Annotated in this window: 21 protein-coding genes; 6 read left to right on the forward strand and 15 right to left on the reverse strand. The window is 44.5% G+C overall.

The features are described 5' to 3' along the window. The first annotated feature begins 31 nt into the window (after window positions 1-31). Entirely contained in the window at window positions 32-667 is a 636-nt protein-coding gene (locus J7I42_RS32075) for a pyridoxamine 5'-phosphate oxidase family protein (protein ID WP_209144059.1), read from the forward strand. A 17-nt stretch (window positions 668-684) separates the two neighbouring features. Here the strand turns inward: J7I42_RS32075 and J7I42_RS32080 are convergent, their stop codons facing one another. The 12 genes from J7I42_RS32080 to J7I42_RS32135 form a co-directional block, all read right to left on the reverse strand. Then, window positions 685-3,096: an ABC transporter permease gene (locus J7I42_RS32080; protein ID WP_209144061.1), complete on the reverse strand. Its 2,412-nt coding sequence runs from the start codon at window positions 3,094-3,096 to the stop codon at window positions 685-687. A 133-nt stretch (window positions 3,097-3,229) separates the two neighbouring features. Next, window positions 3,230-4,297 carry a hypothetical protein gene (locus tag J7I42_RS32085; RefSeq protein ID WP_209144063.1) on the reverse strand — a complete coding sequence of 356 codons (1,068 nt, stop codon included), beginning with the start codon at window positions 4,295-4,297 and terminating at the stop codon, window positions 3,230-3,232. 168 nt (window positions 4,298-4,465) lie between these two features. Next, on the reverse strand, window positions 4,466-5,851 hold the full coding sequence (locus J7I42_RS32090; RefSeq protein WP_209144065.1) for a T9SS type A sorting domain-containing protein: 1,386 nt from the start codon (window positions 5,849-5,851) through the stop codon (window positions 4,466-4,468). Between the two features lie 3 nt (window positions 5,852-5,854). Next, the gene (locus tag J7I42_RS32095; protein WP_209144067.1) at window positions 5,855-7,255 is read right to left on the reverse strand and encodes a T9SS type A sorting domain-containing protein; all 1,401 of its coding nucleotides are present in this window, start codon (window positions 7,253-7,255) and stop codon (window positions 5,855-5,857) included. Window positions 7,256-7,550: 295 nt separating this feature from the next. Further along, window positions 7,551-9,704, reverse strand: coding sequence for a contractile injection system tape measure protein (locus J7I42_RS32100; protein ID WP_209144069.1), 2,154 nt, complete (start codon window positions 9,702-9,704; stop codon window positions 7,551-7,553). Window positions 9,705-9,870: 166 nt separating this feature from the next. Further along, on the reverse strand, window positions 9,871-11,139 hold the full coding sequence (gene preA / locus J7I42_RS32105) for an NAD-dependent dihydropyrimidine dehydrogenase subunit PreA (protein ID WP_209144071.1): 1,269 nt from the start codon (window positions 11,137-11,139) through the stop codon (window positions 9,871-9,873). A gap of 2 nt (window positions 11,140-11,141) precedes the next feature. Next, the gene (locus J7I42_RS32110) at window positions 11,142-12,482 is read right to left on the reverse strand and encodes an NAD(P)-dependent oxidoreductase (RefSeq protein ID WP_209144073.1); all 1,341 of its coding nucleotides are present in this window, start codon (window positions 12,480-12,482) and stop codon (window positions 11,142-11,144) included. Window positions 12,483-12,592: 110 nt separating this feature from the next. Further along, on the reverse strand, window positions 12,593-13,459 hold the full coding sequence (locus J7I42_RS32115) for a nitrilase-related carbon-nitrogen hydrolase (RefSeq protein WP_209144075.1): 867 nt from the start codon (window positions 13,457-13,459) through the stop codon (window positions 12,593-12,595). A 158-nt stretch (window positions 13,460-13,617) separates the two neighbouring features. Continuing rightward, window positions 13,618-15,000, reverse strand: coding sequence for a dihydropyrimidinase (gene hydA, locus J7I42_RS32120; RefSeq protein ID WP_209144077.1), 1,383 nt, complete (start codon window positions 14,998-15,000; stop codon window positions 13,618-13,620). After that, a complete protein-coding gene (locus J7I42_RS32125) occupies window positions 14,984-16,468 on the reverse strand; it encodes an NCS1 family nucleobase:cation symporter-1 (protein WP_209144079.1) in 1,485 nt (494 codons plus the stop codon). The genes hydA and J7I42_RS32125 overlap by 17 nt, the downstream gene beginning before the upstream one ends. Window positions 16,469-16,499: 31 nt before the next feature. Further along, window positions 16,500-17,852 (reverse strand): aminotransferase class III-fold pyridoxal phosphate-dependent enzyme, encoded by a 1,353-nt coding sequence (locus J7I42_RS32130; protein WP_209144081.1) that lies wholly within the window; start codon window positions 17,850-17,852, stop codon window positions 16,500-16,502. Window positions 17,853-17,947: 95 nt separating this feature from the next. After that, window positions 17,948-19,405 carry a CoA-acylating methylmalonate-semialdehyde dehydrogenase gene (locus tag J7I42_RS32135; RefSeq protein WP_209144083.1) on the reverse strand — a complete coding sequence of 486 codons (1,458 nt, stop codon included), beginning with the start codon at window positions 19,403-19,405 and terminating at the stop codon, window positions 17,948-17,950. A gap of 116 nt (window positions 19,406-19,521) precedes the next feature. On the opposite strand from J7I42_RS32135, the gene J7I42_RS32140 reads away from it, so the two are divergent. The 5 genes from J7I42_RS32140 to J7I42_RS32160 all read left to right on the forward strand — a co-directional run bounded on the left by J7I42_RS32140 (window position 19,522) and on the right by J7I42_RS32160 (window position 25,357). Then, window positions 19,522-19,992 carry an Lrp/AsnC family transcriptional regulator gene (locus J7I42_RS32140; RefSeq protein ID WP_209144085.1) on the forward strand — a complete coding sequence of 157 codons (471 nt, stop codon included), beginning with the start codon at window positions 19,522-19,524 and terminating at the stop codon, window positions 19,990-19,992. A 12-nt stretch (window positions 19,993-20,004) separates the two neighbouring features. Beyond that, window positions 20,005-20,550, forward strand: a complete 546-nt coding sequence (locus tag J7I42_RS32145) for a P-loop NTPase family protein (protein WP_209144087.1) — start codon at window positions 20,005-20,007, stop codon at window positions 20,548-20,550. Window positions 20,551-20,703: 153 nt separating this feature from the next. Continuing rightward, window positions 20,704-22,098, forward strand: a complete 1,395-nt coding sequence (locus J7I42_RS32150; RefSeq protein WP_209144089.1) for an FAD binding domain-containing protein — start codon at window positions 20,704-20,706, stop codon at window positions 22,096-22,098. A 12-nt stretch (window positions 22,099-22,110) separates the two neighbouring features. Further along, window positions 22,111-24,420, forward strand: a complete 2,310-nt coding sequence (locus J7I42_RS32155; RefSeq protein WP_209144091.1) for a xanthine dehydrogenase molybdopterin binding subunit — start codon at window positions 22,111-22,113, stop codon at window positions 24,418-24,420. Continuing rightward, on the forward strand, window positions 24,383-25,357 hold the full coding sequence (locus J7I42_RS32160; RefSeq protein WP_209144093.1) for an XdhC family protein: 975 nt from the start codon (window positions 24,383-24,385) through the stop codon (window positions 25,355-25,357). Before J7I42_RS32155 ends, J7I42_RS32160 begins: the two co-directional genes overlap by 38 nt. 200 nt (window positions 25,358-25,557) lie before the next feature. Here J7I42_RS32160 and J7I42_RS32165 read toward each other — a convergent pair whose 3' ends face one another. The 3 genes from J7I42_RS32165 to J7I42_RS32175 are packed head-to-tail and all read right to left on the reverse strand — an operon-like array spanning window position 25,558 to window position 26,462. Beyond that, complete coding sequence (locus tag J7I42_RS32165) at window positions 25,558-25,749, reverse strand: hypothetical protein (RefSeq protein WP_209144095.1); 192 nt, start codon at window positions 25,747-25,749, stop codon at window positions 25,558-25,560. A gap of 56 nt (window positions 25,750-25,805) precedes the next feature. Continuing rightward, complete coding sequence (locus J7I42_RS32170) at window positions 25,806-26,000, reverse strand: hypothetical protein (protein WP_209144097.1); 195 nt, start codon at window positions 25,998-26,000, stop codon at window positions 25,806-25,808. A gap of 9 nt (window positions 26,001-26,009) precedes the next feature. Next, complete coding sequence (locus J7I42_RS32175; RefSeq protein WP_209144099.1) at window positions 26,010-26,462, reverse strand: DUF6934 family protein; 453 nt, start codon at window positions 26,460-26,462, stop codon at window positions 26,010-26,012. Window positions 26,463-26,476 lie beyond the last annotated feature (14 nt).

The raw sequence follows: 26,476 nt of genomic DNA on the forward strand, positions 1-26,476 counted from the left end.
AGGTACAATTTTGTAAAAAACTCAACCAAACATGGCTCCACAGTCACATCTTATTCCTAGCCGTTCTGCTAAACGGGCTTCTTACGACAAAGAAACGATCTACTCCATTTTAGACGAAGCGCTTTTCTGCACAATAAGTTATGTATTTGAAAACAAACCATTCAGCATTCCCACCGCTTTTGTGCGACGCGAAAATAAATTGTACATCCATGGATCTGTAGGCAGCCATTTTATTTGGGAACTGGAAAAAGGGGTACCGGTTTGTATTTCGGTAACCCTGATCGATGCATTGGTAGTAGCGAAATCAGCGTTCTCCCATTCAGTGAATTACCGTTCGGTAGTCCTGTTTTCCCAGGGTGAAAAAATGGAAGAGCCTTCCATGAAATGGAATGTCCTGGAATGGCTCACCAATAAAATTGTGCCCAACAGTTGGGATTATCTTAGACCAATGAAGGAAAATGAGGTGCGTAAAACAACGGTTTTGGCGTTCGACATTGATGAAGCTTCTGCCAAAACACGCAGTGGAATGCCAAATGATGAGGAAGAAGATAAACCATTGCCAATCTGGTCGGGCATTATTCCCATTGAAACCAGCCGCCGTGATCCCATTCCGGATTCACTAAGCCATGAGATTCCATTGCCTGAACATCTGATGCCAAGAGGTTAATTAAAAACAATAAAATCTCATTCAGCTTTAATACTTAGTGCCGGATTTAATAAAGCCGCTTTGATTGCCTGGTAACTAACGGTTGCCAATGCACCTGTTACCGACAACACACCCGAAAGGGTAAATACCCAGCCATCGATGTGAATGCGATAGGCAAACCCATCGAGCCACTGGTTCATGGCCCACCAACCAAAAGGCCAGGCAATCACCATGCCGCCCAACACCAGCAGTATAAAATCTTTTAAGAGCAATATTGTCAGGTTCGATACAGAAGCGCCAAGCACTTTTCGAATCCCTACTTCGCGGGTACGTAATTGAGTGCTGTAGGCAGAAAGGCCAAATAAACCAAGACAGGCTATGAAAATAACAAACGCCGCAAACACCTTAAACACCCGGCTCAGCTGATTTTCAGCCTCATACAACCGGTTCATCTTTTCATCAATAAACGTATAAGTGAAATTGCTTTCAGGCAAAAGCGATTTGATGTCAGCTTCCAGGAATTTCAGGGTAGCTTGCATTTCATGGGGTTGCACTTTTACAAGCAAATAATTAGCCTGGAATGGATCATACTTTATTACAAGTGGCTCAATCGCCGAATGCAGGGACGCAAAATTGAAATCTTTAATAATACCCACCACTTCCCCGGTATCCCTGTCCAATATAAATTTTTCCCCAACAGCATTCTTCAACCTGAAGGCTTTTGCAGCAGCTTCATTGATAATAAACTCCGAATGCTTTATCTCAGGAAACTGGTTAAAGAAATTGCGGCCGTCTTTTAACCCGATTTGTAAAGTAGGCAATAACCGCTCATCTGCCTGCATAATTCTACAGGAAGGCTGGTCATCATCTTTGTTTGCGGTAACCGGATAAAATGGCTGCATACTGAACCGGTCACCTGGTAAGGTAGACACAACAGAATAATGACTGATAGCCGGGTTCTTTTTTATATCATTGATCAGTGCGCCGAAATGTCGCCACATAGGACCATACATGGTAACGGCCACTACCTGTTCTTTATCGAACCCCATGTCTTTATTATGAAAGAACTGCAATTGTTTGTAAACGATGATGGTGCTAAAGATCATAAATACAGAAACGGCAAACTGAAAAACGATCAATCCCTTCCGAACAAAATTTAAAGAGAAGCGGTTGTTCTTTTTTCCTTTCAACGCATTAATGGGGTTAAATCTCGCAACAAACCAGGCAGGATAAACCCCGGCCAAAAGACTGCAACATAGTATAAGCAATACCAGCACAGTCAAATTAGACCAGGTGAGCAGTTCATTGAACTGCATGTCCCTGGATGTAAGCCAGGCATACAAAGGCATTGCCGTTTTAACAAGACACAAGGCCACCACCGTTGAGAGCATTGTTGTTAAGAACGATTCGCCTAAGAACTGTCTGATCAGTTGTTGTTTGGTAGCACCGGCCACTTTACGCATGCCTATTTCCTTCATGCGGTTAAACGCCAGGGCAGTTGAGATATTAATAAAATTAACGGCTGCAACCAGTAGAATAAATATGGCCACTACTGAGAAAATATATACATACCTGATGTCACTGTTCGCATACATTTCCTTCTCCAGTTTTGAATGCAGATGAATAGCGCTAACAGGCTGTAAATGCAGTTTACGGGAGCCAAGGATCGCGCGCGGGGTTTCACCTGTTGATCTGTAATAGCCCAGTATAAATTCAGGCATCCTGGATTCAATGATAGTTTTTGAACTTTTTCCATTGAGCAGTACATAAGTATAAAAAGCCGACCAGGTCTTGTTTTCCAACGATCGATCATCGATATACCGGTGAATGGTAGGCATGGAAAGCAGGTAATCAAACTGCAAATGCGTAGGAAAAGGAAAAGACTTAATAACACCGGTCACTTTCAAGGGTACTTTATTCAGGTCTTCCTGAATGATCTTCCCCAATGGCTCCTCATTACCAAAATATTTTTTCGCCAGCTTCTCTGAAATAATAATGCTGTTGGTTTCAGACAGCGCCGTTTGCGCATTCCCTTTTATTAATGTAAGATCGAAGAGTTCGATGGCAGACGCATCTGCAAAGAATCCGGCTTTTTCTTCAAACCTGTTTACAGCCCCCTTCGCCGACGAATAACTAAACACCTGATAAGGATAAGGCCGGTAAAACCGCGCCACCTTTTCTATCTGCGGAAAATATTGTTTCATTTCCACACCAGCCGGAAATGAAATGGGCGCCCAGTGCCGCTCCCCTTCACCAGTGTTTTCTAAAGTGATCCTGAATATTCGGTCAGATTTGGAATACCCCTTATCATAACTGAGCTCATTTTTTATATGCAGCAATATGAACAGGGCACATGCAATGCTTATAGAAAGACCGGCGATGTTAATAGCAGAAAAAGTTCTGTTTTTCCATAAATGCCTACAGGCAGTCTTTATATAATTAAATAGCATAGCCGTGATTTATACATTCCGCAGCACCAATAAAATGCCGGAATGGCGGGCATATGCATATCAATTTATTACATGTACGGGCAATTAAAACCTGTCCGGTTTCGATACAACGGCTGTTCAGTATTGGCGCATCTTATGCCTTTTCGGGGATCTGTTTCGTCACTGGTTTTACACCGGCAGAGGTAAGAGGCACCCGGTGCCGTTGCCGGTATAAAATAAATCCATATATAAACATGGAAATGGCTATAATGGCAATCAGTACACTCCATTTTTTGTTGCTGTTGTCCAGCGAGTGTTTGCTTTCATTGTAGGTATCTACCGTTAATATTGGGTCGCCATTTAATGTAAGGCTGTAAGTGTATATGGTTGCCCACTGGTAATGCGTTTCAAAATAGCCCGGGGCTTCTGTTTTCTTGATCTTAATGGCATACTCATGCTTCAGAATAGACAGTTCTACCGGTGTTCCCCGGCTGGCGCCCTGTAGTTGTCTGGCGCTTATGGAATTAAACCCTACTGCATCGATGTTAAAGTTGATGCCCGGGTATTCGATCAGGTATAATTGAATGGAGCCATATGCATTTTTATTGGAGGGCATTTTGATCTCAGGCGCCATGCTGAGCTGGCCGCTTAAGGTTATCAGTTTGCTTCCGTCAACTGAAAACTCTGGCGAAATAACTGACTTGATGGTGAATCCGAACAGGAACGCCCCCACGATCATCAGGATAACCCCGGTACCGCGGTTCTCGAAGCGTGCATCCCGAGTAATAGGCAGTTCAAACTTTTGTTTTACTTTCCAGCGCTGTAACTGATGGATCAGCTCCTCATGATTATTGAGCAGGAGTTCAGGTAATACGACATCATCACCCGTAGTTTTTATTATGATATAATTGATCTGCTTGCGGGTAGTAATGCCATAAGCAGTGATCTCGGTCTTATCAACTGTGCGGGAAGCAAAACGCCATTTTACAGTAAGCTGCTCTTCGTAAATATCCACGGCCTTAAAGCCCTGCATAGTTACCAGTAATATAAAAAAGAAGAAAAGGGTGAGGCTGGTGGCGGCCACCAATACATCTACCTGCACATACCGGTACGCAAAAGCATGTTGAAAAATGTAGAACGAAATAACCGACATCATCGCAAACAGGATCAGGATCAAAAGCCACTGCCGGTTGTTGAATTTTCCTTTTGATATTGGCGCCATGATTGTAATGTATGATATCCACCTGGTAATACATAGACAAGATAAATAAAAAATTGTATTGGTGGATAAAATACATAAAGCAAGAGGTAAGAGGTAGGAAGTAAGAAGATCCCGAAAATTTGGATCCCCCTGCATCTACCTTTCACCTCCTGCTTCAGCGTTATGGGTTTATTTTATAAACCGTTGTGTCTTTTGAACTCCCTGAACGGTATATACCAGCACATACACACCCGGCGATAGCAAGGCAATGTTGATCCGGTTCGATATTGGCCGCACCAGGAGTACCTGCCGGCCCGTGATATCGTATATGCGAACAGGAATGCCGGCCAAATTAGGGGCATTAATCAGTTTCAGCTCTTGCTGGCCAGGCAGATTGGTGGTAGTTGCGGTTGCAGCCGTAATTGATGTTCGCGCGGTTGCTGCAGCCGTTGCGGCTATTACTAAAGAGGAGACCTTATCGTTCCAGCCGTCGTCCACCAAACAAGCATCACTGGCGGTTTTAACCAGGGTAGCACCACCATAATTATCATCCCAGTACAGGGTGACCCGATAACCACTCTGCACTTGCAGGGAAGAAATATCATCGTTTACAATACCCTTGGCTTGCAGGCTACTTAAGGTGTAGCTGCCGGCGGCTAAACCAACCGCATTTCCCCCATAATTGCAATCCTTATAAAAAGTGGCCACGGTTGTGCTTCCCCCGCCGCTAAATGCATTGTTAATGGCTGCTGCATATGCCTCCGTACCGGTAGTATTATCAAAATCATCATACAACCACATAAAACCTCCTTTTATATTGCAGCTATTCTTCCAGGTTGTTAACTGACTTTGTACCTGACTGGTTGTTTTTTCCGCATCCCACAGACCAGCATATACTGGAATACTTCCAAAATTCCAGTTACAGGGATTGTTACCCGCACCACCGGAATAACACTGCAGATCTACCCGGTCAACCGTACCGGGTCGTTGATTATTGGTATTGGTGGCAACGCCTGTCCAGAAGGACGCAGCCGTATAAGGCACCAGCGATACCTTGAATCCCAATCCACCTAACATAACGGCAAAAGCAGTAGCCGAACTAACATCATAGGTGCTTTCATCATCAAACCCTATAGCATCTACTGTTGGAAAGGCATTTCTGATCGCTTGAAAATTTCGATACAGTATACTGGTAGAACCTGTGCCCTGTGCATTGATCAGGTCCCTGATATTGGCAAAGGTGCTGCTTCCCCAGGCGCTCAAACAAAACTCAACCCGGTTAATAGTAGTAGGCGCCGTTTTTAGCGAAGCTATATCACTGGCAAAATTGGGATAGGTGGAACCGCCAATATAAGAGCCGTTTTGCACCAGCGGGAACTCGGCATTAAAATTCAGGTTGCCGCTGGCATCAATGTGAATGGTCCATACTACTACGCATGTGTAACCAGACCCTTTTAATTCGCTGATGGAATAACTGCGGTTTTTATAAACCGGGCCGCCACCATAGATGCCCGATTGAGCGAAGGTGTTTTGTATAAGGCATATTAAAATGCATATGACAAGAAACTGTTTCATGGTTTAATGGCTTTTTACGAACTTTTGACTAATCGTATTTCCCTTATTAATGATGACCAGCGTATACGCACCGGCAGCAAGCTTCGACACATCGATGTGGTTAGTGACCAGGCGACCACTCAACACTTCCCTGCCCATCACATCCAGTATTCGAAGGGTAGCTCCCGTAATGGATTGCGTGGTATTGAATCGCAATTCATTTACAACAGGATTGGGATAAATGGCCAACCGGCTATCAGTCGGCAACGTAGTTGTTTCTCTTGCGGCAGCCACACTGGTAGCAGTTACCTTCAGGGACGACGTTACATCGTTGAAATTATTTGGCACCAGGCAACTGGCATCAGCCGTAAGCGTAACGGAGGTGCCCGTGAAATTATCATTCTGAAACAGCTGCAGCTGGTAACCGCTGTTCACTTTTACCGAGGAGATATCATCATTCAATACGCCCATATTCTGTAGCTGACTTAAGGTATAATTGCCAACGCCCAGTGTGGTTACGTAGCCGCCATAATTACAATGCTTGTACACACTCACCACTCCGGTCCCATACGCAAAAGGAAAATCATTACGCGCCTGATTGAACTGGGTTTCAAAAGTAGTTGTCCAACCGAAAGCAGCTGTAGCTAATGGTTTAAGACTTACGCCGGCAGCCCCGCTCCAGAAATGAATGAACTCGCCCCAGTTCATATCACGGGAATAACTATTTCCACTCTTGGGGAAATATTGCGCCAGCAGCGTAAAGAATCGGTTCAGTACCTGGGTGCCACCGTAATTATGATAAATGGGATAGAACCAATCGCGGAACCAGTGCGTGCCGGTTACCGGGAAATTATCGGTTGAGTTCTGCATCTGATTATACCAGCGGGTAGCTTCAGTGCTTTTTCCTAAACCCAGGTATACATCATAAATAAAGATCTCCGCCCATTTGCTATCACCCCAAATGGGAAAAGCAGGTGATCCCTTCACACCCTTACTGGCGCCTTCTACAATATGCGCTACTTCATGCGTTGAGATATCAAGATCGCCACCAGTACCACCGCTTGTCCAGGGGCCAGGGCCCACATCGATCACATTGCGGTTGTCATGACTGGCATCGAAATACGTGGATGGATGACCGCCACTGTATTTATTGGTGTGATAAATAGCAAACAGGTGTGGATCGCTACCGAATGAGCCGTATACATTTTTTACATACCGCCACACATCGCCCATATATGTATAGGGCCAGGTAACGGAACTGCTCACGTCGTTATCGTAATAAACCGCCACATCATTGTCGTAGAATTTACGATTAAGCAATTGGTTGTGTTCAAACCAATGTTCCTGCCAGGTGGCCGGTGGCGTTTGCGCCCTTATAGTTTGAACAAGACAGGTAAAAATGAAAGTGTAAATGATCTGTTTCATAGTTATGAGGTTTGGTTTTCGTGAATTGTGAATACACCAGCCTACCGTATGCATCTCGCTTGAATGCAGCACACAGTAAAAACAAAAAAAATCCTTGCCGCCTTTGTTGCTCAGGCAGCTTATTTAAACAGGAGGTACACCAAATTGGGCAAAATGAAAATAATACGGTAGGTCTACGGATATTAACCCGCGGATAAAATAGTCATACTAATTTATCTTGTTTAGCAAGTACGAGCCAATAATTCTACTGGTGAGATGGGAAAATTATTTATTCACATATAAGAGATCCTGTATATCAAAACGACATATCTTGCTTATGGTATTCTTTGTATACGCCATCCATTTTCAACATAAATGGCATCCAGGGTAGCTTTATCATATTAACGTTCCAGGGGAAATGCTGTAACAATACATCACAGGCCTTGGGTTCTATCTGTAATTTCCATTCGTTATTAATGAACTGAAGTTTACCAGCCCGTTGTAGAAATGTATGCTGCAAACCATCTGGTGAAGTATCTTTTAAAATGCTCCAGTATTCTATAGTGGAAAGTAACAGATCATTGATGGCAGTTTTCTCCTCATGGGTCAATTGAAAATAAGTCTCTACCGGTGTATCTGATTCCATGCCACACAAGATCTTCGCCAGCCCCAATTCAAACTCAGCGACCCATATCCTTCCCGAGGCTATATATTGCAGCACGTAAACGGCGCGGCTTTTATCGGTGATAACAACGCCATCATATAACCCCAGCTTTTTGAAAAAGACCGGTAAAAAGGGAGCTATTATAATAAGTCCGGCATTTTGTATATAGATGCCTTCTTGTTTTATCTTGTTTTTATTCGTTTCATAAGACAGCGCTTTGTGTTCGTATTCAGCGTTTCGGTCATCTGTAGTTGTTCTCCATCGCATTGCTGGTATTGCCTTTTTTAATACCGTATTACGAAGCTTTCCTTTTCTGATCTGAATATGCCTCAGATTACCCTGGGCCGACAACTGATGTACAAAATGCGCATACACATGTCCTGCAAATTGATGCGAGCTCACTTCATAAATAAATGTAATTACACTTTGGCGGAACAAGATCAGCACCGTTTTTCTTTCCTCCGCATCGGTTACCAGGTGTTTGATATCGTTAATGAGGTTTGTGATGTCTTTTTCAATACCTGCATTGATCTGCACCATCAGCTTTATGAACACTTCATCCGGCACCTGGTATAAGATCCGCTGTTGTACATCTGGCTGTTTTAATAATTGCACCAGTTCTCCCTTTGTCTTTTCATCAAAACCGGTGATCAACAGGTTTTCCAATTCTTCCTGCCACACATGGTGATTAGTGACCGGGCTCCCCCAGGGCAGATGCCCATGTTGCAGAAAATAAATAAACGCTTCTACAAACAGCTGTGGAAAATTTACCGGTTTCATGTTGGGCTCATCATGATATCTTTTGATCTCCTGTTCTACGTTATCTGGCTCCTGCTGAACGATCTGTGTGCTAGCACCCGCCAACCGGTTGGCAAACCGGACCTGATACCGTAGCCATTGCAGGTTACCACCCACCAGTGTATCTTTTACTTTACCTGTACTATCAAGCAGGGCAAAATCACTGGCTGCCGGTATACAGTTGAATATTTCAATAACCCCAAACAGGTTCTGGGATATCATGGCATCATCTACAAACACATCGAACACATCCGTGTTGATCTGAACTTTATAACGGCTGGGCAACAATTCTGACAGATCAACCAATACGTCTTTTGTTGCAACTTCACTTAGCACCCTATTCTTAGTGATTGGGATCGGCAGCGTATACTGGTGAGTTGATGTATCCAGGCCAAACACCTCTATAGTAAATTTTTTAGCGGCTGCTGTTGTTTGAAAACGGTTGTTTCGGGCTATACAATTCACCAGGTCGTTCGAGGATACATATTGTACTGGTCCCCGATGAAACCAAAAGGCCGGATCTCCTATATCGATGCCACTAAAAGTTTTTTGTATACATTCATAAATTATTCCATCACCATCATCAACCAGGTCACCGGGGTTATAGGCGTTCGTACGCTTATACTCTTTTATCCGCCGGCTCAGGTGTAAGGAATCGCCTGATCTATTCTGGTTCAGGTTACTGAAATAATACCGGTGGTTCAAACGCAGCCCGTCAACATTTAGATTGGTGACAGTAGTAAACAAGGGCTCGTTCAAACTCAGGTAAAACAAAAACCTGGTATCCGAAGCTATTGGCATCATCAGTTTATCTTCATTCTCTGCGTCTGTTTGAACTTTCGCCAGTACCACCAGTTTATTTCCAATGATCTTAAACACCATCTGGTGATCTTGTAATACCTGGGTGGTTTCCGCTGAAGCCAGTATACTAAAATCCCGGCATTGGAAATTATTGTAATACTCATTCAGCAGGTCTACCATGAATAATATCTTGTAGCTGGTTGTCATGCGATGGCGGGTTGTAATATCTACATCTGGGGAATACGGGGCTTAGGGAGATGCCGGATCGGAAGTGAAGGTACATTGTATAAAAAAAAAGGCAATACCACTTTGTGGTAAAAAATAAAGAGAAAGTTAACCGCGTGACAAGAATATTCAGGGTAAGTGGGGAGGATCAATGATCGTTCAAGGGCATACCTCGTTCCTGAAATTCCTTCCAATTTATGTATTCAGGCCCCTTTCTTTGTTCTACCATAGTTATGCAGTCATCAACCGGACAAATCAACTTACATAAATTACAACCCACACATTCATCTTCTTTAATGGTGTATGTATTATAAGGTTTTCCATATTGCAGGTTGATCGATTGATGCGATCCATCTTCACAGGCAATATAACAAAGGCCACAGTGGATGCATTTGTTTTGATCTATATTGGCTACGATATGGTAATTAATATCCAGCTCTTCCCATTGCGTAAGCTTCGGCACCGACTTACCGATGAACTCATCAATGGTTTTAAATCCTTTTTCATCCATCCAGTTATTTAATCCTTCGCACATGTCTTCTACGATCCGAAATCCATGTTTCATTACCGCCGTACATACCTGTACAGTGGTGGCACCTAATAACATAAACTCCACCGCATCTTTCCAGGTACTAACGCCACCAATACCGGAAACAGGCACTTTTGAAGTTACCGGGTCCTGACTGATAGTAGCAAGCATTTTGAGTGCAATGGGTTTTACTGCCGGGCCGCAATACCCGCCAAAAACGGATTTACCGGCTACATATGGATTGGGTACAAAGGTATCCAGATCGATGCCTGTAACTGATTGGATGGTGTTAATAAGAGACAATGCATTCGTACCAGCTTCAACTGAAGCCTTTCCGCTGGGAACCACTGAATGCACATTGGGGGTAAGCTTGGTGATCACCGGAATGGTCGCCTTTTCCATCACCCACTCCACTACTAATCTTGCAATCTCCGGGTCCTGCCCTACCACTGCGCCCATACCCCGTTCCGTCATTCCATGCGGACAACCAAAGTTCAACTCCAGTCCATGTGCACCGGTATCTTCTACCTGGGCTATAAGTTCATGCCATTTCTCGCGGGTATTGTCAGCCATCAACGAAACGATCATGGCCCGGTCGGGAAATAACTTTATACATTCTTTTATTTCGCGCAGGTTCAGTTCCAACGGACGATCACTGATCAGTTCAATATTATTCAGCCCCATTACTTTACTGCCATTATAGTTTACAGCAGAATAACGGCTCGAAACATTCTTTACCTGGCTACCCAGTGTCTTCCAAACAACACCGCCCCAGCCGGCTTCAAATGCCCGCAGCACATTGATCTTTTTATCAGTAGGCGGGGCGCTTGCTAACCAAAAGGGGTTAGGAGACTTTATACCGAGAAAATTTGCTGATATGTCGGCCATAACTATACATTTAAATATTCAAGGATCGCTCTTGCGCCCAACTTTCCGTCCTGAACAGCATCCACTACTTCTTTTCCACCATTCACACAATCACCTCCCGCAAATACACCGGGAATATTGGTAGAACCGTTCATTTGCGTTACAACCTTTCCATGCGCATGCTTCAACTGATTGTTGTTAACTAATTCCACAAAAGGGATTTGTCCGGCAGCTTTTATGATCATATCCACGTCCAGGGTAAACGTTTCTCCCGACTCAACCGGTGAACGACGACCACTGGCATCAGGCTCGCCCAATTGCATGGTGTTGCACACCAATTGGGTTGCTTTCCCATGCGCTCCTTTTATCATGGCTGGTGCCGCCAGCCATATAATGCTGCAGCCATCTAATTTTGCAATGTCCAGTTCTGCTTCTGTACAGGGCATCTCGGATTGTGTTCTTCGATACACTAATGTAACTTCTTTGGCACCCAGCCTTTTTGCCTGCGTGGCCGCATCAATGGCCGTCATGCCCATACCAATCACCACCACTTTATCACCAACAGGTACTGTATGAAATGCATCGGCCCGGATATCATAAATAAACCGGATAGCATCCACCACGCCTTCCAGTTCTTCACCCGGAATATTTAATTGTCGCGCCAACCCCACCCCAAAACCCAGGAACACCGCATCATAGCTTTGTTGTAACTCAGCTAATGAAATATGTTTACCCAATTCCTGGTTGTATTTAATATTGATACCACCGACAGAAGTAATATATTTCACCTCTTCTTCACAAAATTGGGGCGTTACTTTATAGGCGGCAATGCCGTAGGTCATTAACCCACCGCCTTTGCTTTCCTTTTCATAGATAGTTACATCAACGCCTTCCCTGCTTAACACATGGGCGCAACTTAGCCCGGCCGGACCAGCACCCACAATGGCCACTTTTTTTCCGGTAGCAGGTTTGCGTTCAAACAACTTCCATTTCTTTTGCAGCGCCTGTTCAGTAGCATAGCGTTGTAAACGGGCAATTGAAATGGGAGTTTCTTCCATCAAATTATACACACAGGAACCTTCACATAATTTTTCAACCGGGCATACCCGGGAACAACCTGCGCCCATAATGTTCGAAACAAATATGGTATGGGCCGAACCTTTTACATTGTCTGTACTGATCTGCTTGATGAACTTGGGTATATTGATCTCGGTAGGACAACTTTTGGTACAGGGTGCGTCATAACAAAACAAACAACGATTGGCTTCAACCAGCGCCGATTCCCTGCTGTCGAATGGCGGGTGAAGATCGCTGAAGTTTTGTTCATATTCCTCAGCCGTTAACCGGTTATTTTTTATAGGCATGCTCTAAGATTCAAGTTACAGGTTTCATGTTACAGGTGCTGAACGGGCTTGCCCTGGGTGTCCTGAGCGGAGTCGAAGGATCGACGGGTCGAAGGCTCGGTACTCAAACTTTACAATTCCACAAGCTTTCCATATGTCTCTGGCCGCCGGTCTCTATAAAACTGCCAAATGCTACGTACTTCCTCTATCATATCCAGATCAAATTCGGCTACTAATAATTCATCTTTATCTTCTGATGCAAGGGCAAATATTTGTCCGCGCGGATCAACAAAATAAGAAGAGCCATAAAATTTCCCCAGGTTCCAGGGTTTCTCCAGCCCCACCCGGTTTATACAACCCATGAAATATCCATTGGCAGCCGCATGTGCCGGTTGTTCCAGCTTCCACAGGTATTGTGATAAACCGGCAACAGTGGCCGATGGATTGTAAACGATCTCTGCGCCATTCAAACCCAGCACCCGGGCACCATCGGGAAAATGCCGGTCATAACAGATATACACACCTATTTTTGCATACCGGGTTTGAAACACCGGATACCCCAAATTACCTGGTTTAAAAAAGAACTTCTCCCAAAAACCGGAAGTATGCGGAATATGATTCTTACGATACTTACCCAGAAAGGTGCCATCTGCATCTATCACGGCAGCAGTATTGTACAGCACACCCGCCTGTTCTTTTTCATACACGGGCACTATCATCACCATGTTATATTTTTTGGCATAAGCGGCCATGCGTTCGGTAGTTGGCCCCGGCACTGTCTCAGCCGATTCATACCAGGCCCTGTCCTGGCCCGGACAGAAATACGGCGTGTTGAAGATCTCCTGCAAACAAAGTATCTGCACGCCCTGCTCACCGGCTCGTTCAATATATGGAATATGCTTTTGCACCATCGCTTCCTTGATCTCTTCAATAGTTCCTTCCCCTTCCGATTTCGGCAAACTCATTTGAATTAAACCCGATTTAATAATTCTAGCCATAGTTTATTGTATTAAAGTCTTGTAGGCCGCCCCTCCAGTGGAGGAAGAGGTCTTAAGTTTAAGTACTTTTGTTATTAATTGCCGCGACGGCATCCAACATGGAGCGCAGCCCTCTGCCCATTGCCTATTGCCTATTGCCTATTGCCTATTGCCTTTCTCTATATCTTCTGCTCCACTTTATTCCGCTTAATGAATTTCCCATACCCTTTCTCTACCAAACACCTTTCATTATCAATTGCCACCTTTCCACGCAAGATCACCGTTTTCACTTTCCCGGTAATGGGCCAGCCTTCATACGCGGAATAATCAACATTCATATGATGCGTGCTTGCAGATATCTCATGTGTTTCATTGGGATCAAAGATCACTATGTCAGCATCACTTCCCGGTGCCAGCGTTCCCTTTCGCGGAAACATACCAAAGATCTTTGCCGGATTGGTACAGGTCACTTCAACAAACTTATTTAACGTGATCTTCCCTTTATTTACGCCTTCACTGTATAACAATTCCATCCGGTTCTCGATAGCAGGATGGCCATTGGGGATCTTTGAAAAATCATTCTTGCCCATGAGTTTTTGTTCCCATTTAAACGGACAATGGTCTGTCGCCACTACCTGCACCAATCCCTGATTAATACCCGCCCATAAAGTAGCCTGGTCTTTTGGTTGGCGCAATGGCGGGCTCATCACCCACTTGGCGCCTTCAAAATCCTTTTCATATAAAGAGGCATCAAGAATTAAATACTGGATACAGGTCTCCACAAATATTTTCTGGTTGCGCCGGGTGGCATTGCGAACCGCATTCAAAGCACCCTCGCAAGTGAGATGAACAATATAACCAGGGCAACCGGTATAATAGGTCATGTCGGCGAACCGCTCTGAGGCTTCCGCTTCGGTTATCTCTGGTTGTGATAAATAATGATACAAAGGCGACAACTTCTTCTCTGCCCGGTGTTTAGCCACCAGGTAATCGATCATATCACCATTGGTGGCGTGAACATTTATCAGTCCGCCATATTTCTTTACCTCTTCCATCAGCCCGATCATCTGCCGGTCATCGATCATAAGCGCCCCTTTATAAGCCATAAAGGTTTTGAAGGAAGTGATGCCCTCCTGTTCTATCATCTTCTGTATCTCCGGTCTTGTAGCATCATTGAAATCGGTCACCGCCATATGGAAACTATAGTCTCCTACGCAATTATTATCGGAACGCGAACGCCATTCATCGAGTGCCGCCTGCAGACTGTTTCCCTGCTTTTGCAGAATAAAATCGATCACCATAGTCGTGCCGCCAAATAAGGCAGCCCTTGTTCCGGTTTCATAATTATCGCTCGAAAAGGTTCCCATGAAAGGCATATCCAGGTGTACATGCGGATCTATGCCACCAGGAAAAACCAGTTTACCCGTGGCATCGATGTCCTGATCTGCTTTCACATCCAGGTTCCTGCCAATAGTTTGTATGGTATCATCCACCACAAAAATATCGGCAGTAAAATCCGCGTCTGCAGTAACGATCCGTCCGTTTTTAATCAATAGCGACATGATGGGTTTCATCTTTTGCAGTGACAGAATTTGATAGCTTAGGTCTATAATTTCGCATCATACATAAATAAGCAATTCCTGAAAAGAAAAAACTAACAAACCAGGCGTAATTATACAAATGGGTGATCCAGTTAAGCATATTGCCTGGCGCTATAACCTTTATAGTTGTCAGAAAACCGGGAATATTTGGAATTATCCCAATCAATAACGACATAATAGCAGCATGATTAAATCCCTTACTATAAGTGTATTGCCCCTGTAGTTTATACAGGTCGTCGGTTACCAGTTTTTGTTTTCGAATGAAAAAATAATCGGCGATCATAATACCACCCACAGGTCCCAATAAACTGGAATACGCAATAAGCCAGGTAAAAATATAACCCGTAGGATCAGCGATCAATTTCCAGGGGAAAATGAGTATCCCCAGCACGCCGGTTATATAACCGCCCTTGCGAAAAGATATTTTTGAAGGCGCCAGGTTGGCAAAGTCATTGGCCGGACTAACAATATTAGCGGCAATATTGGTGGCCAATGTTGAAATAGCCACTGCGATCATGGCCACACTTACCAATAATTTGCTTTCGAATTTTCCTGCTAATACCACAGGGTCCCAAATGGTAGTACCATAAACGATAGCTGTAGCAGAGGTTACTACAACGCCAATAAAAGCAAATAAAGTCATGGAAGGTGGCAGACCAATGGCCTGTCCTTTTATATGCGCTTGTTGACTTTTCGCATACCGGGTAAAATCAGGAATATTGAGCGAGAGGGTTGCCCAAAACCCAACCATCCCTGTTAGTGCGGGAAAGAAAAAATGAAAGAAATCGGCACTTGTAGCAAATTTTGAGGGCTGTTTTAAAATAGGCCCCAACCCGTGGGATGCATTGATGGCCCAGAACAATAGTGCCAATGCCGCCACAGGTAGAAAGATCGCTTTGAACACCAGCAACTTTCTGATGCTTTCAACACCCAGATAAACAATAAACATATTGAGTGCCCAGAAAATTATAAAGCAGATAAATGGAACAGCCTGCGGAAATAAAGAAGTGGCATCAATCTCAGGCAAAGAAGGGTTCCATACTCTTATCATTTGATAGAGGGCAGCGCCCCCTATCCAGGTTTGAATACCAAACCAGCCACAGGCAACAATGGCGCGCAACATAGCGGGGATATTAGCGCCCCGAACCCCAAAACTGGCCCGGGCCAACACCGGGAACGGAATGCCATATTTCGCACCGGCATGTCCGTTAAGGATCATGGGGATCAGTACAATTGTATTGCCCAGAAAAATAGTAAGAATGGCCTGCCACCAATTCATCCCCCCTTCAATCAATGAACTGGCCAGCATATAGGTAGGGATACACAGGCTCATGCTGATCCATAAAGCGGCGTAGTTCCAGGTATTCCATTTGCGATTGATTACCGGAACAGGAGCAAGGTCTTCACTGTATAGTGATTCATTTTTCATCGTAGTGTGGTTAATGCCCTAACGCCCCACTTCAATTTACAAATTCATCCGCAATTTTGATCGCCTCGCTGATCATGGTCAGCCCTTCATCCACTTCTTCCTTAGTAATACACAGCGGTGGCGCAATAAAAATATAATTCCACCGAACGAATGTATACATCCCCAACTCTTTCAGTTTTGCCGCCACTTTGTTCATAATGACCATTTCATCGGGTTTGGCGTTAAATGGCGCCATAGGCTCTTTCGTCGCCCGGTTCTTCACCAGTTCAATGCAACCCAACAGACCGGTATTTCTGAAGTCCCCAATGCTGGGATGCCTTTGTTTCAACAATTCTACCTGTTCATCAATATAATGGCCCATGCTGGTGGCATTCTCCAACAGCCCTTCGTCTTCATAAATTTTTAGCGTTTCCAGCCCTGCTGCACAACTTACCGGATGGGCCGAGTAGGTTAACCCCAGCCACAACACCCGGTCGTTAAAATATTCTGCAATAGCATCACTTACGATCAGGGCACCTAGCGGCAAATAGCCGGCTGTTATTCCCTTTGCTGTAGCTATGACATCAGGCACCACGCCATGATAATCCACCCCAAACCATTTGCCGGTACGGCCAAACCCACTCATCACTTCGTCGGCTATCAACAGAATGTTGTGTTTATCGCACAGGGCGCGTACTTTTTGTAAATAATCTGGTGGATATTTAATACATCCCGATGAACCACTTTCTCCTTCCATGAGAATGGCAGCAACAGTACCTGGCCCTTCAAACTCAATCACTCTTTCCAGGTGGCTCACACATTCGCGGCTGCAGGTGGTGATCTCTTTTCCCCAGGGACAGCGATAACAATAGGGATCTTCCACATGTACAAAATTAGGCGCCTGTTGCGCATCGGAGGCTAGTTTACGCGGATCGCCACCTGCTGTCATAGCACCATAAGAGGCTCCATGAAAAGCGCGATACCGGGCTATGATCTTATGCCGGCCGGTATACAACCGGGCAAGTTTAATAGCATTTTCAATGGCTGAGGCCCCACAAACAGTAAACAGGGTTTTTGTTAGTCCAGGCGGTGTTATTGATGCCAGCTTTTTTCCCAACTCCCCACGCACTTTGGTAACGCAACTGGGTGTTACATAACTTACCTGTTGCATTTGCTCAGTAACAGCCTGTGTTATTCGCTGGTTACCATGACCAATATTCACATTCATAAGACCGGAAGAAAAATCGAGGTATCGTTTGCCATCGTAGTCATATAGGTACACACCCCGGGCATATTTCACCGCAATGGGCGCAATGCCTTTTTGTTTACTCCAGGAGAAAAGCGTATAATCCATATTATCACGAATGATCTCCTGTGTCTCCGATATGGTTATTGATTGTGACATGCTTAATTAATTTGAAGCAATTCATTACACAGGATAGAGGAAGTCGAGAGTGAGAATCCAGCTGCTTTCTTCCTGGTCAACTGATCAACTCTCACTCAACTCATCCAATTCACCCCCGCCTCAGGATTCCACTTCACTGTCGATTTCTTTAGCTTGGTCCAGAATTCAATTGAACTTTTACCGGTTATATCGCCTACCCCGAATTTGCTTTCATTCCATCCACCAAAAGAAAAAGGCTCACGGGGCACAGGTACACCAACGTTAACACCGATCATACCGGCGCTCGCCCTGTCAATCACATAGCGTGCCATGCCGCCGTTTTGTGTAAATACCGAGGCTGCATTCCCATATGGATTGGCATTTTCAATGGCCAGGGCTTCATCAACGGTATTGGTACGCATGATACTGATCACCGGGCCGAAGATCTCCTCTTTGGCCACCTTCATATCAGGTTTCACATAATCAATAACGGTAGGCCCTACATAGGTTCCCAATTCTTTACCGGCAACCGTAGCATTCCGGCCATCAAGAAGAATGCGGGCGCCCTGTGCTTCCGCCTCAGTAATATAGTGCTCAATCCTTTCTTTTGATTCCTTACTGATCACAGCACCCAGGTTTTGACCCGGCACTATCTTTTTGGCTTCTTCACATATTTTTTTAATGATATGATCAACATCTCCTACTGCCACCATAGCCGAGGCAGCCATACAACGCTGACCGGCACAACCACTCATAGATGCCGCAACGTTTTGTGCGGTCATGTCGGCTTTGGCATCTGGCAACACCAACAGGTGATTTTTGGCGCCCCCCAATGCCAGACACCTTTTATAATGATGTGTAGCACGTTGATAAACTATTTTCGCCACATTGGTACTGCCTACAAACGACACTGCTGAAATGCCTGGATGATCGCAAATGGCATTCACGATAGTGCTGTCGCCATTCACTACATTAAATACGCCATCGGGCAATCCGGCCTCTTTTAATAATTGAGCCAATCGTCCCACACTCAGCGGCACTTTTTCAGAAGGCTTTATGATCATACAATTACCCAACGCAAGAGCATTGGGAATTGTCCAGTTGGGCACCATGCTTGGAAAGTTGAACGGCACAATGGAAGCCACCACACCCAATGGCACATGTTCGGTGCGGCATTCCACCCCTTTACTTACTTCAAGCACTTCGCCGGTAACGAGTTGCGGCAAGGAGGTAGCAAACTCCGTGAGCTCAATGCATTTCTCTATTTCAGCAATGGCTTCCCCCATGGTTTTCCCATTCTCTTCACTCACTAATTCAGCCAGTTCTTTCAAATGCATTTCCAACAAATGCCGGTACCGGAACAGCACCTGCACTCTTTCTTTTATAGGTGTATGACTCCAGGCAGGGAACACGATCTTCGCGGCCCGTACCGCAGCATCAAGGTCTTTAGGGGTCGACAAAGGGACCGTTGCCAATAAAGTTCCATCAAGCGGAGAAATAACGGGCAGTGTTTGGTCTGTTGACGCATCCACAAACTGTCCATTAATATAGTTCTGAACAGGTAAGTACTTCATGATGAGACATTTTTTAGTACTACAGATTTTGCAGAAACAGGTATAGTAAATTAAAATTAATTTAGTACCTGACCAAAAATTAGATAGTATTTTTATTTTTGTTGCATCTTTGTCATATGGAGAAAAACGGTTTCCCGCTTGATGAATTGGATTTTTCTATTTTGTCGTTTTTGCAAAAAGACGGCCGGATGTCGTTCACCGTTATAGCAGAAAAACTGAATGTGTCTATTGGCACGGTCCGTACCAGGGTAAATAAATTAATTGAAGAAGGCACCATTAATATCATTGGCCGGGTAAATCCTGACAAGGTAGGCTTCCGGGCTTATGCACACATTGCTGTTTTTGTACGACCGGCCACGTTTAAAGAAAAGGTGGCCCAGAAAATCTCAAAACTGCCAGAAGTAAGTTTTCTTGCCATGACCTCAGGTGATTATGATCTGGAGGTAGATGTAATGTGCCGCGACAATGACCACCTGGTGCAGTTTATCAATGAGATCTCAAAATTTGAAGGCGTTTATCAAACCAAGACCACCCTTTACTTTAAAGTGTATAAGTACGCTCAGCCTGATCTGAACTTATTAAAATAAGCAATTTCCCATATGCGTTTGCTCATCATCGGTGCTTCGGGCAGTGGTGTAACCACACTCGGTAATGCCCTGGCACAGGAATTAACAATCCCTTATTTTGATGCTGATCTTTATTATTGGGAAGAAACCGATCCGCCATTTCAGATTCGGCGTGAACCCGCCCTACGCGATCAAAAACTGGCTGCCGATATACAAAAAGAAATCCAATGGATGGTAGGCGGCTCTCTGGATAGCTGGGGGCATTTTTTGAAAGAACAATACTCCCTCGTAATATACTTATGGATACCTCGGGAAATTCGCGCCATACGTTTGGTAGAACGCGAAAAAGAACGTTACGGTGAAGTGATCTCGCAAAGCAGCCAGGAATTTATTGACTGGGCGCTCGCCTATGACGACAGTAACCAGCCCGGCCGCAATAAAAAGCGGCATGAACAATGGTTGCAAACATTAACCTGCCCGGTCTTGCGAATTGAAGGAGCCATAGAAGTAGAGGAGAAAATAATACTGGTTAAGCAGCAAATGAGCACACAATCGCGAAACATGAAACATGAAACATGAAACGTGAAACGTGAAAGGGTTTGCGACTTTTGAGATAATAATTACCTTGCCGATTGCCTCGCCCGCCGAAGCTTTAGCGTAGGAGGGCCCTTTGCCCATTACCAACCACATTCTGCCCGGATTTTGGTAACTTTAAAGAAACCAGCCTAACCATTGATCAAATTCATTCTCAATAACAAAGACATTGCAACCAGTCTGCCGCCCGGAATGGTACTGCTTGATTTTGTGCGGTATCACCAACATTTGACCGGAACCAAGGTTGGCTGCAATGAAGGAGACTGCGGGGCCTGTACCATGTTGGTAGGCGAATTGAATAACAATGAATTACGATACCGGTCACTTACCAGCTGTCTGACTCCCTTAGGCAATGTACATGGCAAACACGTGGTGACCATTGAGGGGCTGAATATGGAAGGGCTAAACCCCATTCAACAGGCCATGCAGGATGAATCAGCTACCCAATGCGGATTTTGCACCCCCGGTTTTGTGGTATCCCTGGCTGGCTTTTGTTTAAGCGGCAAAAGTGCCACCCAGCAAAATGCCATTGCTGCGGTGGATGGAAATATCTGTCGTTGTACTGGTTATAAATCTATTGAACGGGCAGCAGCCAAAATAGCTCACCTGATGCAGGCCAGACAAGACACAGATCCTATCTCATTTCTTTCAGCTAATCGCTTTTTACCAGGCTGGTTTGCTGAAATAAAACAACGGTTATATTTATTGGGAACCGAATTGAACGGACAGTCCCATGCAACTACTGCTACAGAATGGCTGGGTGGCGGCACTGATGTGTATGTGCAAAAGCACGATTCTCTAAAGGACGCAGCGATCCGCTTTTTGTTCGATGATACAAGACTGAAAGGAATTAGCCGGCAAGGCAACCGATGCATTATTGGAGCAGCAGCAACGGTGACCGACTTGTATGAATCGCCTCTTCTGCAGCAACACTTTCCCCGGTTGAACGAGCATATAAAGCTGATCTCCTCTACGCCTATCCGTAACATCGCAACAGTTGGCGGCAATTTGATCAACGCCTCCCCTATCGGCGACCTTACCATTTTCTTATTGGCACTGGATGCTGTCTTAGTATTCAGCAATGGCGACCAACAGCGGGAAATCCCCCTGCGAAAATTGTATAAAGGATATAAAAACTTAGACCGGCAGGCTGATGAGCAATTGGAAACCATTTCCTTTGCACTACCTGCCAGTGATACCCGCTTTAATTTTGAAAAAGTAAGTAAGCGTACCAATCTGGATATTGCCAGTGTGAACTCCGCCTGTTGTTACACCCTGGAGGGTAACCAGATACAGGACATTCGAATTTCAGCAGGTGGTGTTGCGCCAATTCCCAAACTGCTTGAACAAACAAATGCATTTTTAAAAGGACAGCCCATTACTGAAATAAGCATTAATAAGGCCATAGCCATTGCACAAACAGAAATAGCCCCCATTAGTGATGCCCGGGGCACCGCAGACTATAAGCGATTGTTACTGGGCCAATTGATAAAGGCCCATTTTATAACGGCATTGCAGCTTACCGACCATTAATCATGTAGCGTTATGAAAAATATCGATGCATATACACACTTGCGGGGCGAATCCATTTATTTGGATGATATCCCTCTAATACAAGGCACGCTATATGGCGCCGCTTTTGGGTCACCGGTGGCCCATGGCGTGATAACCAGTTTAGATACGAGTGAAGCTACTGCCCATCCGGGTGTTGTACGCATCTTTACCTATAAAGACATTCCCGGCGAAAACCAGATCGGCGGTATAGTACCAGATGAACCGTTATTGGCCGATCATGAAGTACATTTTTGTGGAATGCCGGTCGCATTTGTGGTGGCCGAATCAATTGATGCAGCGCGCGCAGCTGTTAAAAAAATAAAAGTTGCTATAGAACCCTTACGGGTGATCACCGATCCACGGGAAGCGCAGGCATTGGGTGAACTGATCATTCCACCACGCACTTTTCAATTGGGAAATACCGATCAGGCATGGCAGCAATGCGCCCATATTTTTGAAGGCCGGGCCGATACCAACGGGCAGGAGCATTTGTATATTGAAACCCAGGGCGCCTATGCTGTTCCGCAGGAACATAATGCCCTTAAAGTATATTCCTCCACACAAGGGCCAACTGCCGTTCAACGCGCCGTTAGCCGGGTAACCGGTTTACCCATGCACCTGGTTGAAGTGGAAGTGAACAGATTGGGCGGCGGTTTTGGCGGCAAGGAAGATCAGGCAAATACCTGGGCTGCATTGTGTGCACTGGCAGCGCATCATCTTAAACGGCCAGTCAAATATTCGTTGCATCGCATGGAAGACATGGCCATGACTGGTAAACGCCATCCCTATTCCGCCGACTTTAAGATAGGCCTGAATGCGGAATTGAAGATCATGGCTTATGAAGTAACCTTTTATCAGAATGCCGGTGCCGCCGCAGACCTGTCACCCGCTGTAATGGAACGCACTCTGTTCCATTGTACTAACTCCTATTTTGTTCCTCATGTAAAAGCAACCGCTTATAGCTGCAGAACAAACTTACCGCCCAATACCGCCTTTCGGGGTTTTGGCGGTCCACAAGGCATGTTCATGATAGAATCAGCCATTGCCCAGGCGGCCGAAGCAATAGGGGTGGATGCTGCTGTTATACAGGAAAGAAATTTGTTGCAAACCGGTGATGAATTTCCGTACGGACAAAAAGCGCAAAGCGAAGCACCCGAATGCTGGAATAAAGCAACTGGTTTATACAACCTCACCACCTTGCGTAAACAAGTTGACGCATTCAATACTACCAATAAATGGCATAAAAAAGGCCTGGCCTGTATGCCGGTCTGTTTTGGCATCTCGTTCACTAAAACCCTGATGAACCAGGCCCGTTCTTTGGTGCATGTATATACCGATGGCAGCGTGGGCATTACCACCGGCGCCGTTGAAATGGGCCAGGGCGTAAACACCAAGATCCTGCAGGTAGCAGCCAACACATTCTCCATCCACCCCGACAGAATAAAAATACATAGTACCAATACATTTAAGATAGCCAATACGTCCCCCTCGGCTGCCAGCGCTACTGCCGATCTGAATGGGAAAGCCACTTTATTAGCCTGTACTGCAATTGCAGACAGATTAAGAAAAATGGCAGCAGAAGAACTGAGTGTTGCAATAAATGCCATCACCTTACAGGATGAATTTGTTTGGGTGAATGGCATGAAAACCGACCGTGACTGGAAATCGCTGGTAATGGCAGGACATACAAAAAGAATTGGCCTCTCTGAACATGCCCATTATGCAACCCCGGATATTCATTTTGATGCCACCAGAGAAAAAGGCCATCCATTTGCCTATCATGTTTATGGGACCGGGATCATTGGCGTAACGGTAGATTGCCTCCGCGGAACGTATACAGTCGATTCCGTTAAAGTAGTGCACGACTTTGGCTCCAGCATGAACACTGCTGTTGATATTGGACAAATAGAAGGCGGCATTGTTCAGGGCATTGGTTGGATGACCATGGAAGAGGTAGTGTACGACAAAGAAGGCCGGCTTCGGTCCAATGCGTTGTCCACTTACAAAGTGCCCGACATTTATTCGGTACCTAAAGAAATAGCCATTGATTTCTTACAAACGCCGCATGACAACCTGGCCATCTTCCGTTCAAAGGCAGTGGGCGAACCACCATTGATGTACGGGATCGGCGCTTATTTCGCTTTACGCAACGCAATACGCGCCTTTAATAAAAAAGGTCACTTTCCCTTTGATGCACCCATGACCCCTGAAAAAGTATTGATGGCTTTATACGCAACCCCACAAGAAGGAACCATTCCACCTCATGAAGAAACAAGTAAACATCTGGCAGTTGATAAATAGCAGCCTGCGACAACAGGTATCGGTAATGTTGTTGTATGTGTTGCAAAGCGAAGGGAGTAGTCCGGGCCGACCGGGTTTCTTTATGGCAGTTAATGCAGCCGGAGAAACCGAAGGTTCCATTGGAGGTGGCATTATGGAACACAAGTTCATAGAAATGGCGAAGGATCAATTAAATGCTTCAAAGGAAATACTGCCTGATCTCAGAAAACAGGTCCACAACAAAACGGCCCCTGCTAATCAAAGCGGCATGATCTGTTCAGGGGAACAAACCATTTGGCTATACCGGGTGTCTTCATCTGACGCCAACACCATTCAACAGCTTATCGCCAGCCTGGAACAAAACAAAAACGGTACGCTACAATTATCTCCTGCGGGCTTGCAATTCATGACAGACATCCCTGATACAGATTATTATTTTTCTCTGACGTCACAAACGGATTGGATATACCAGGAAAAAACCGGTTATAAAAATCATTTACATGTTATTGGAGCAGGGCATTGTGCATTGGCGCTTTGTCAACTGATGCAAAGCATGGACTTTTACATACACCTGTATGACGATCGTTCCAGCTTAAAAACGTTTATGGAGAACGAGTATGCACACGAGAAGAAGATACTTGCCGATTATACAGAGTTGGAGGAATTGATTTCCGGTGGCAACCATCAATATCTTGTGGTGATGACGGTTGGTTATCGCACCGATGACATTGTGATCAGAACGTTATGGAAAAAACAGTTCGGGTATATTGGTTTGCTGGGCAGTAAAAGCAAGATAGAAAAGATGTTTACCGATTACCGGGCGGAAGGCGTACCGGATTCTTTATTGCAACCCATTCATGCGCCTATTGGTATTGCTATTCATAGTCAAACTCCGGAAGAAATTGCTATTAGTATTGCGGCGGAGATTATTCAGAAGAAGAATCGTTGGCGCGTTTAAGCATTTCTTCAATGCTCTTGTACCCACTTTTAGCTAGCTTTTCATTTACCTCCTCAATTTTACGCACGAGTGACCCAGAAAAAGGCAACGGCTTCATATTGGGGTCAAGAGTGAACCTAATCCCATTACTATAAAATACAGTTGGCGTTCTATTTTCTTTTTCATATTACAATGAATAGTATATGCCTTAGCAGCGAAAATCATTCGTGTGAAAAATCGTTGGCTTGACGTTTGAGTATTTCGTCTAGATTTTTACTTTTTGATAAAGACTCAACCGCTTTTTCTAGTTTGCGTAAAGCAAATTTTGATGGCTCAGGTTTCCATTCATCGTCCATGATAAATGTAACCTCTCTTGTAAATAGCGGGCTATAATATTTGATTTCCTTTCTCACATTACAATTAAAATGCCTTTAAAATACAAATGCCTTAGCAGCAAAGATTACTCGTGTTAAAAATCGTTAGCGTGACGTTTGAGTATTTCGTCGAGGTTTTTGATTTTTGACAAATGCTCATTTGCTTCTCTTAATTTACGGGCAACAAGGCCATCACCAGTAGTTGGGGAAGGTTTTATTGTATCGTCGATAATGTATATAAATTCCCTTTTAAACAGTTCGCTGTATACTTTTATAACTTTATCTTTCATATACCAAATTTAGTAAATTTTTCTTTTAATTAAAAACGCCCTAATATTCAACGCTTTCTGGAAAGGAATAAAATCCCGCTCGCCTTTGATGTCAACATAAATCTCAAACTTAGAAGATAATTCTTCAAAATGCAGACCTATCGCCATTCTATACAATCTAGTTCTATGCTCTGTACTTCCACTAAAAAATACAAACCTTTCGGGGAATTTAACAGTATAGTCTTCAACAACCTTTAATATAGTAGCTAAAATCTTGTTTCTATCGCCGTTATTACTAATTGTCAAATCATCAAGATCTCCATTTTCCTTAATATCCCCAAAAGCTAAATTATAGATATTAGGCCATGGGGTTTCTGTAAATTGAATTCTCTTTGGTATTTTTCCATTATGCCCTTCACTCATAAATTCGAATGTGCTAAAGTCAGACTTAATTTTCACCCCAGCATACACATCATACTTCATCCCACAAAAATATA

The sequence above is a fragment of the Niastella soli genome (assembly GCF_017742245.1).
GTDB lineage: Bacteria > Bacteroidota > Bacteroidia > Chitinophagales > Chitinophagaceae > Niastella > Niastella soli.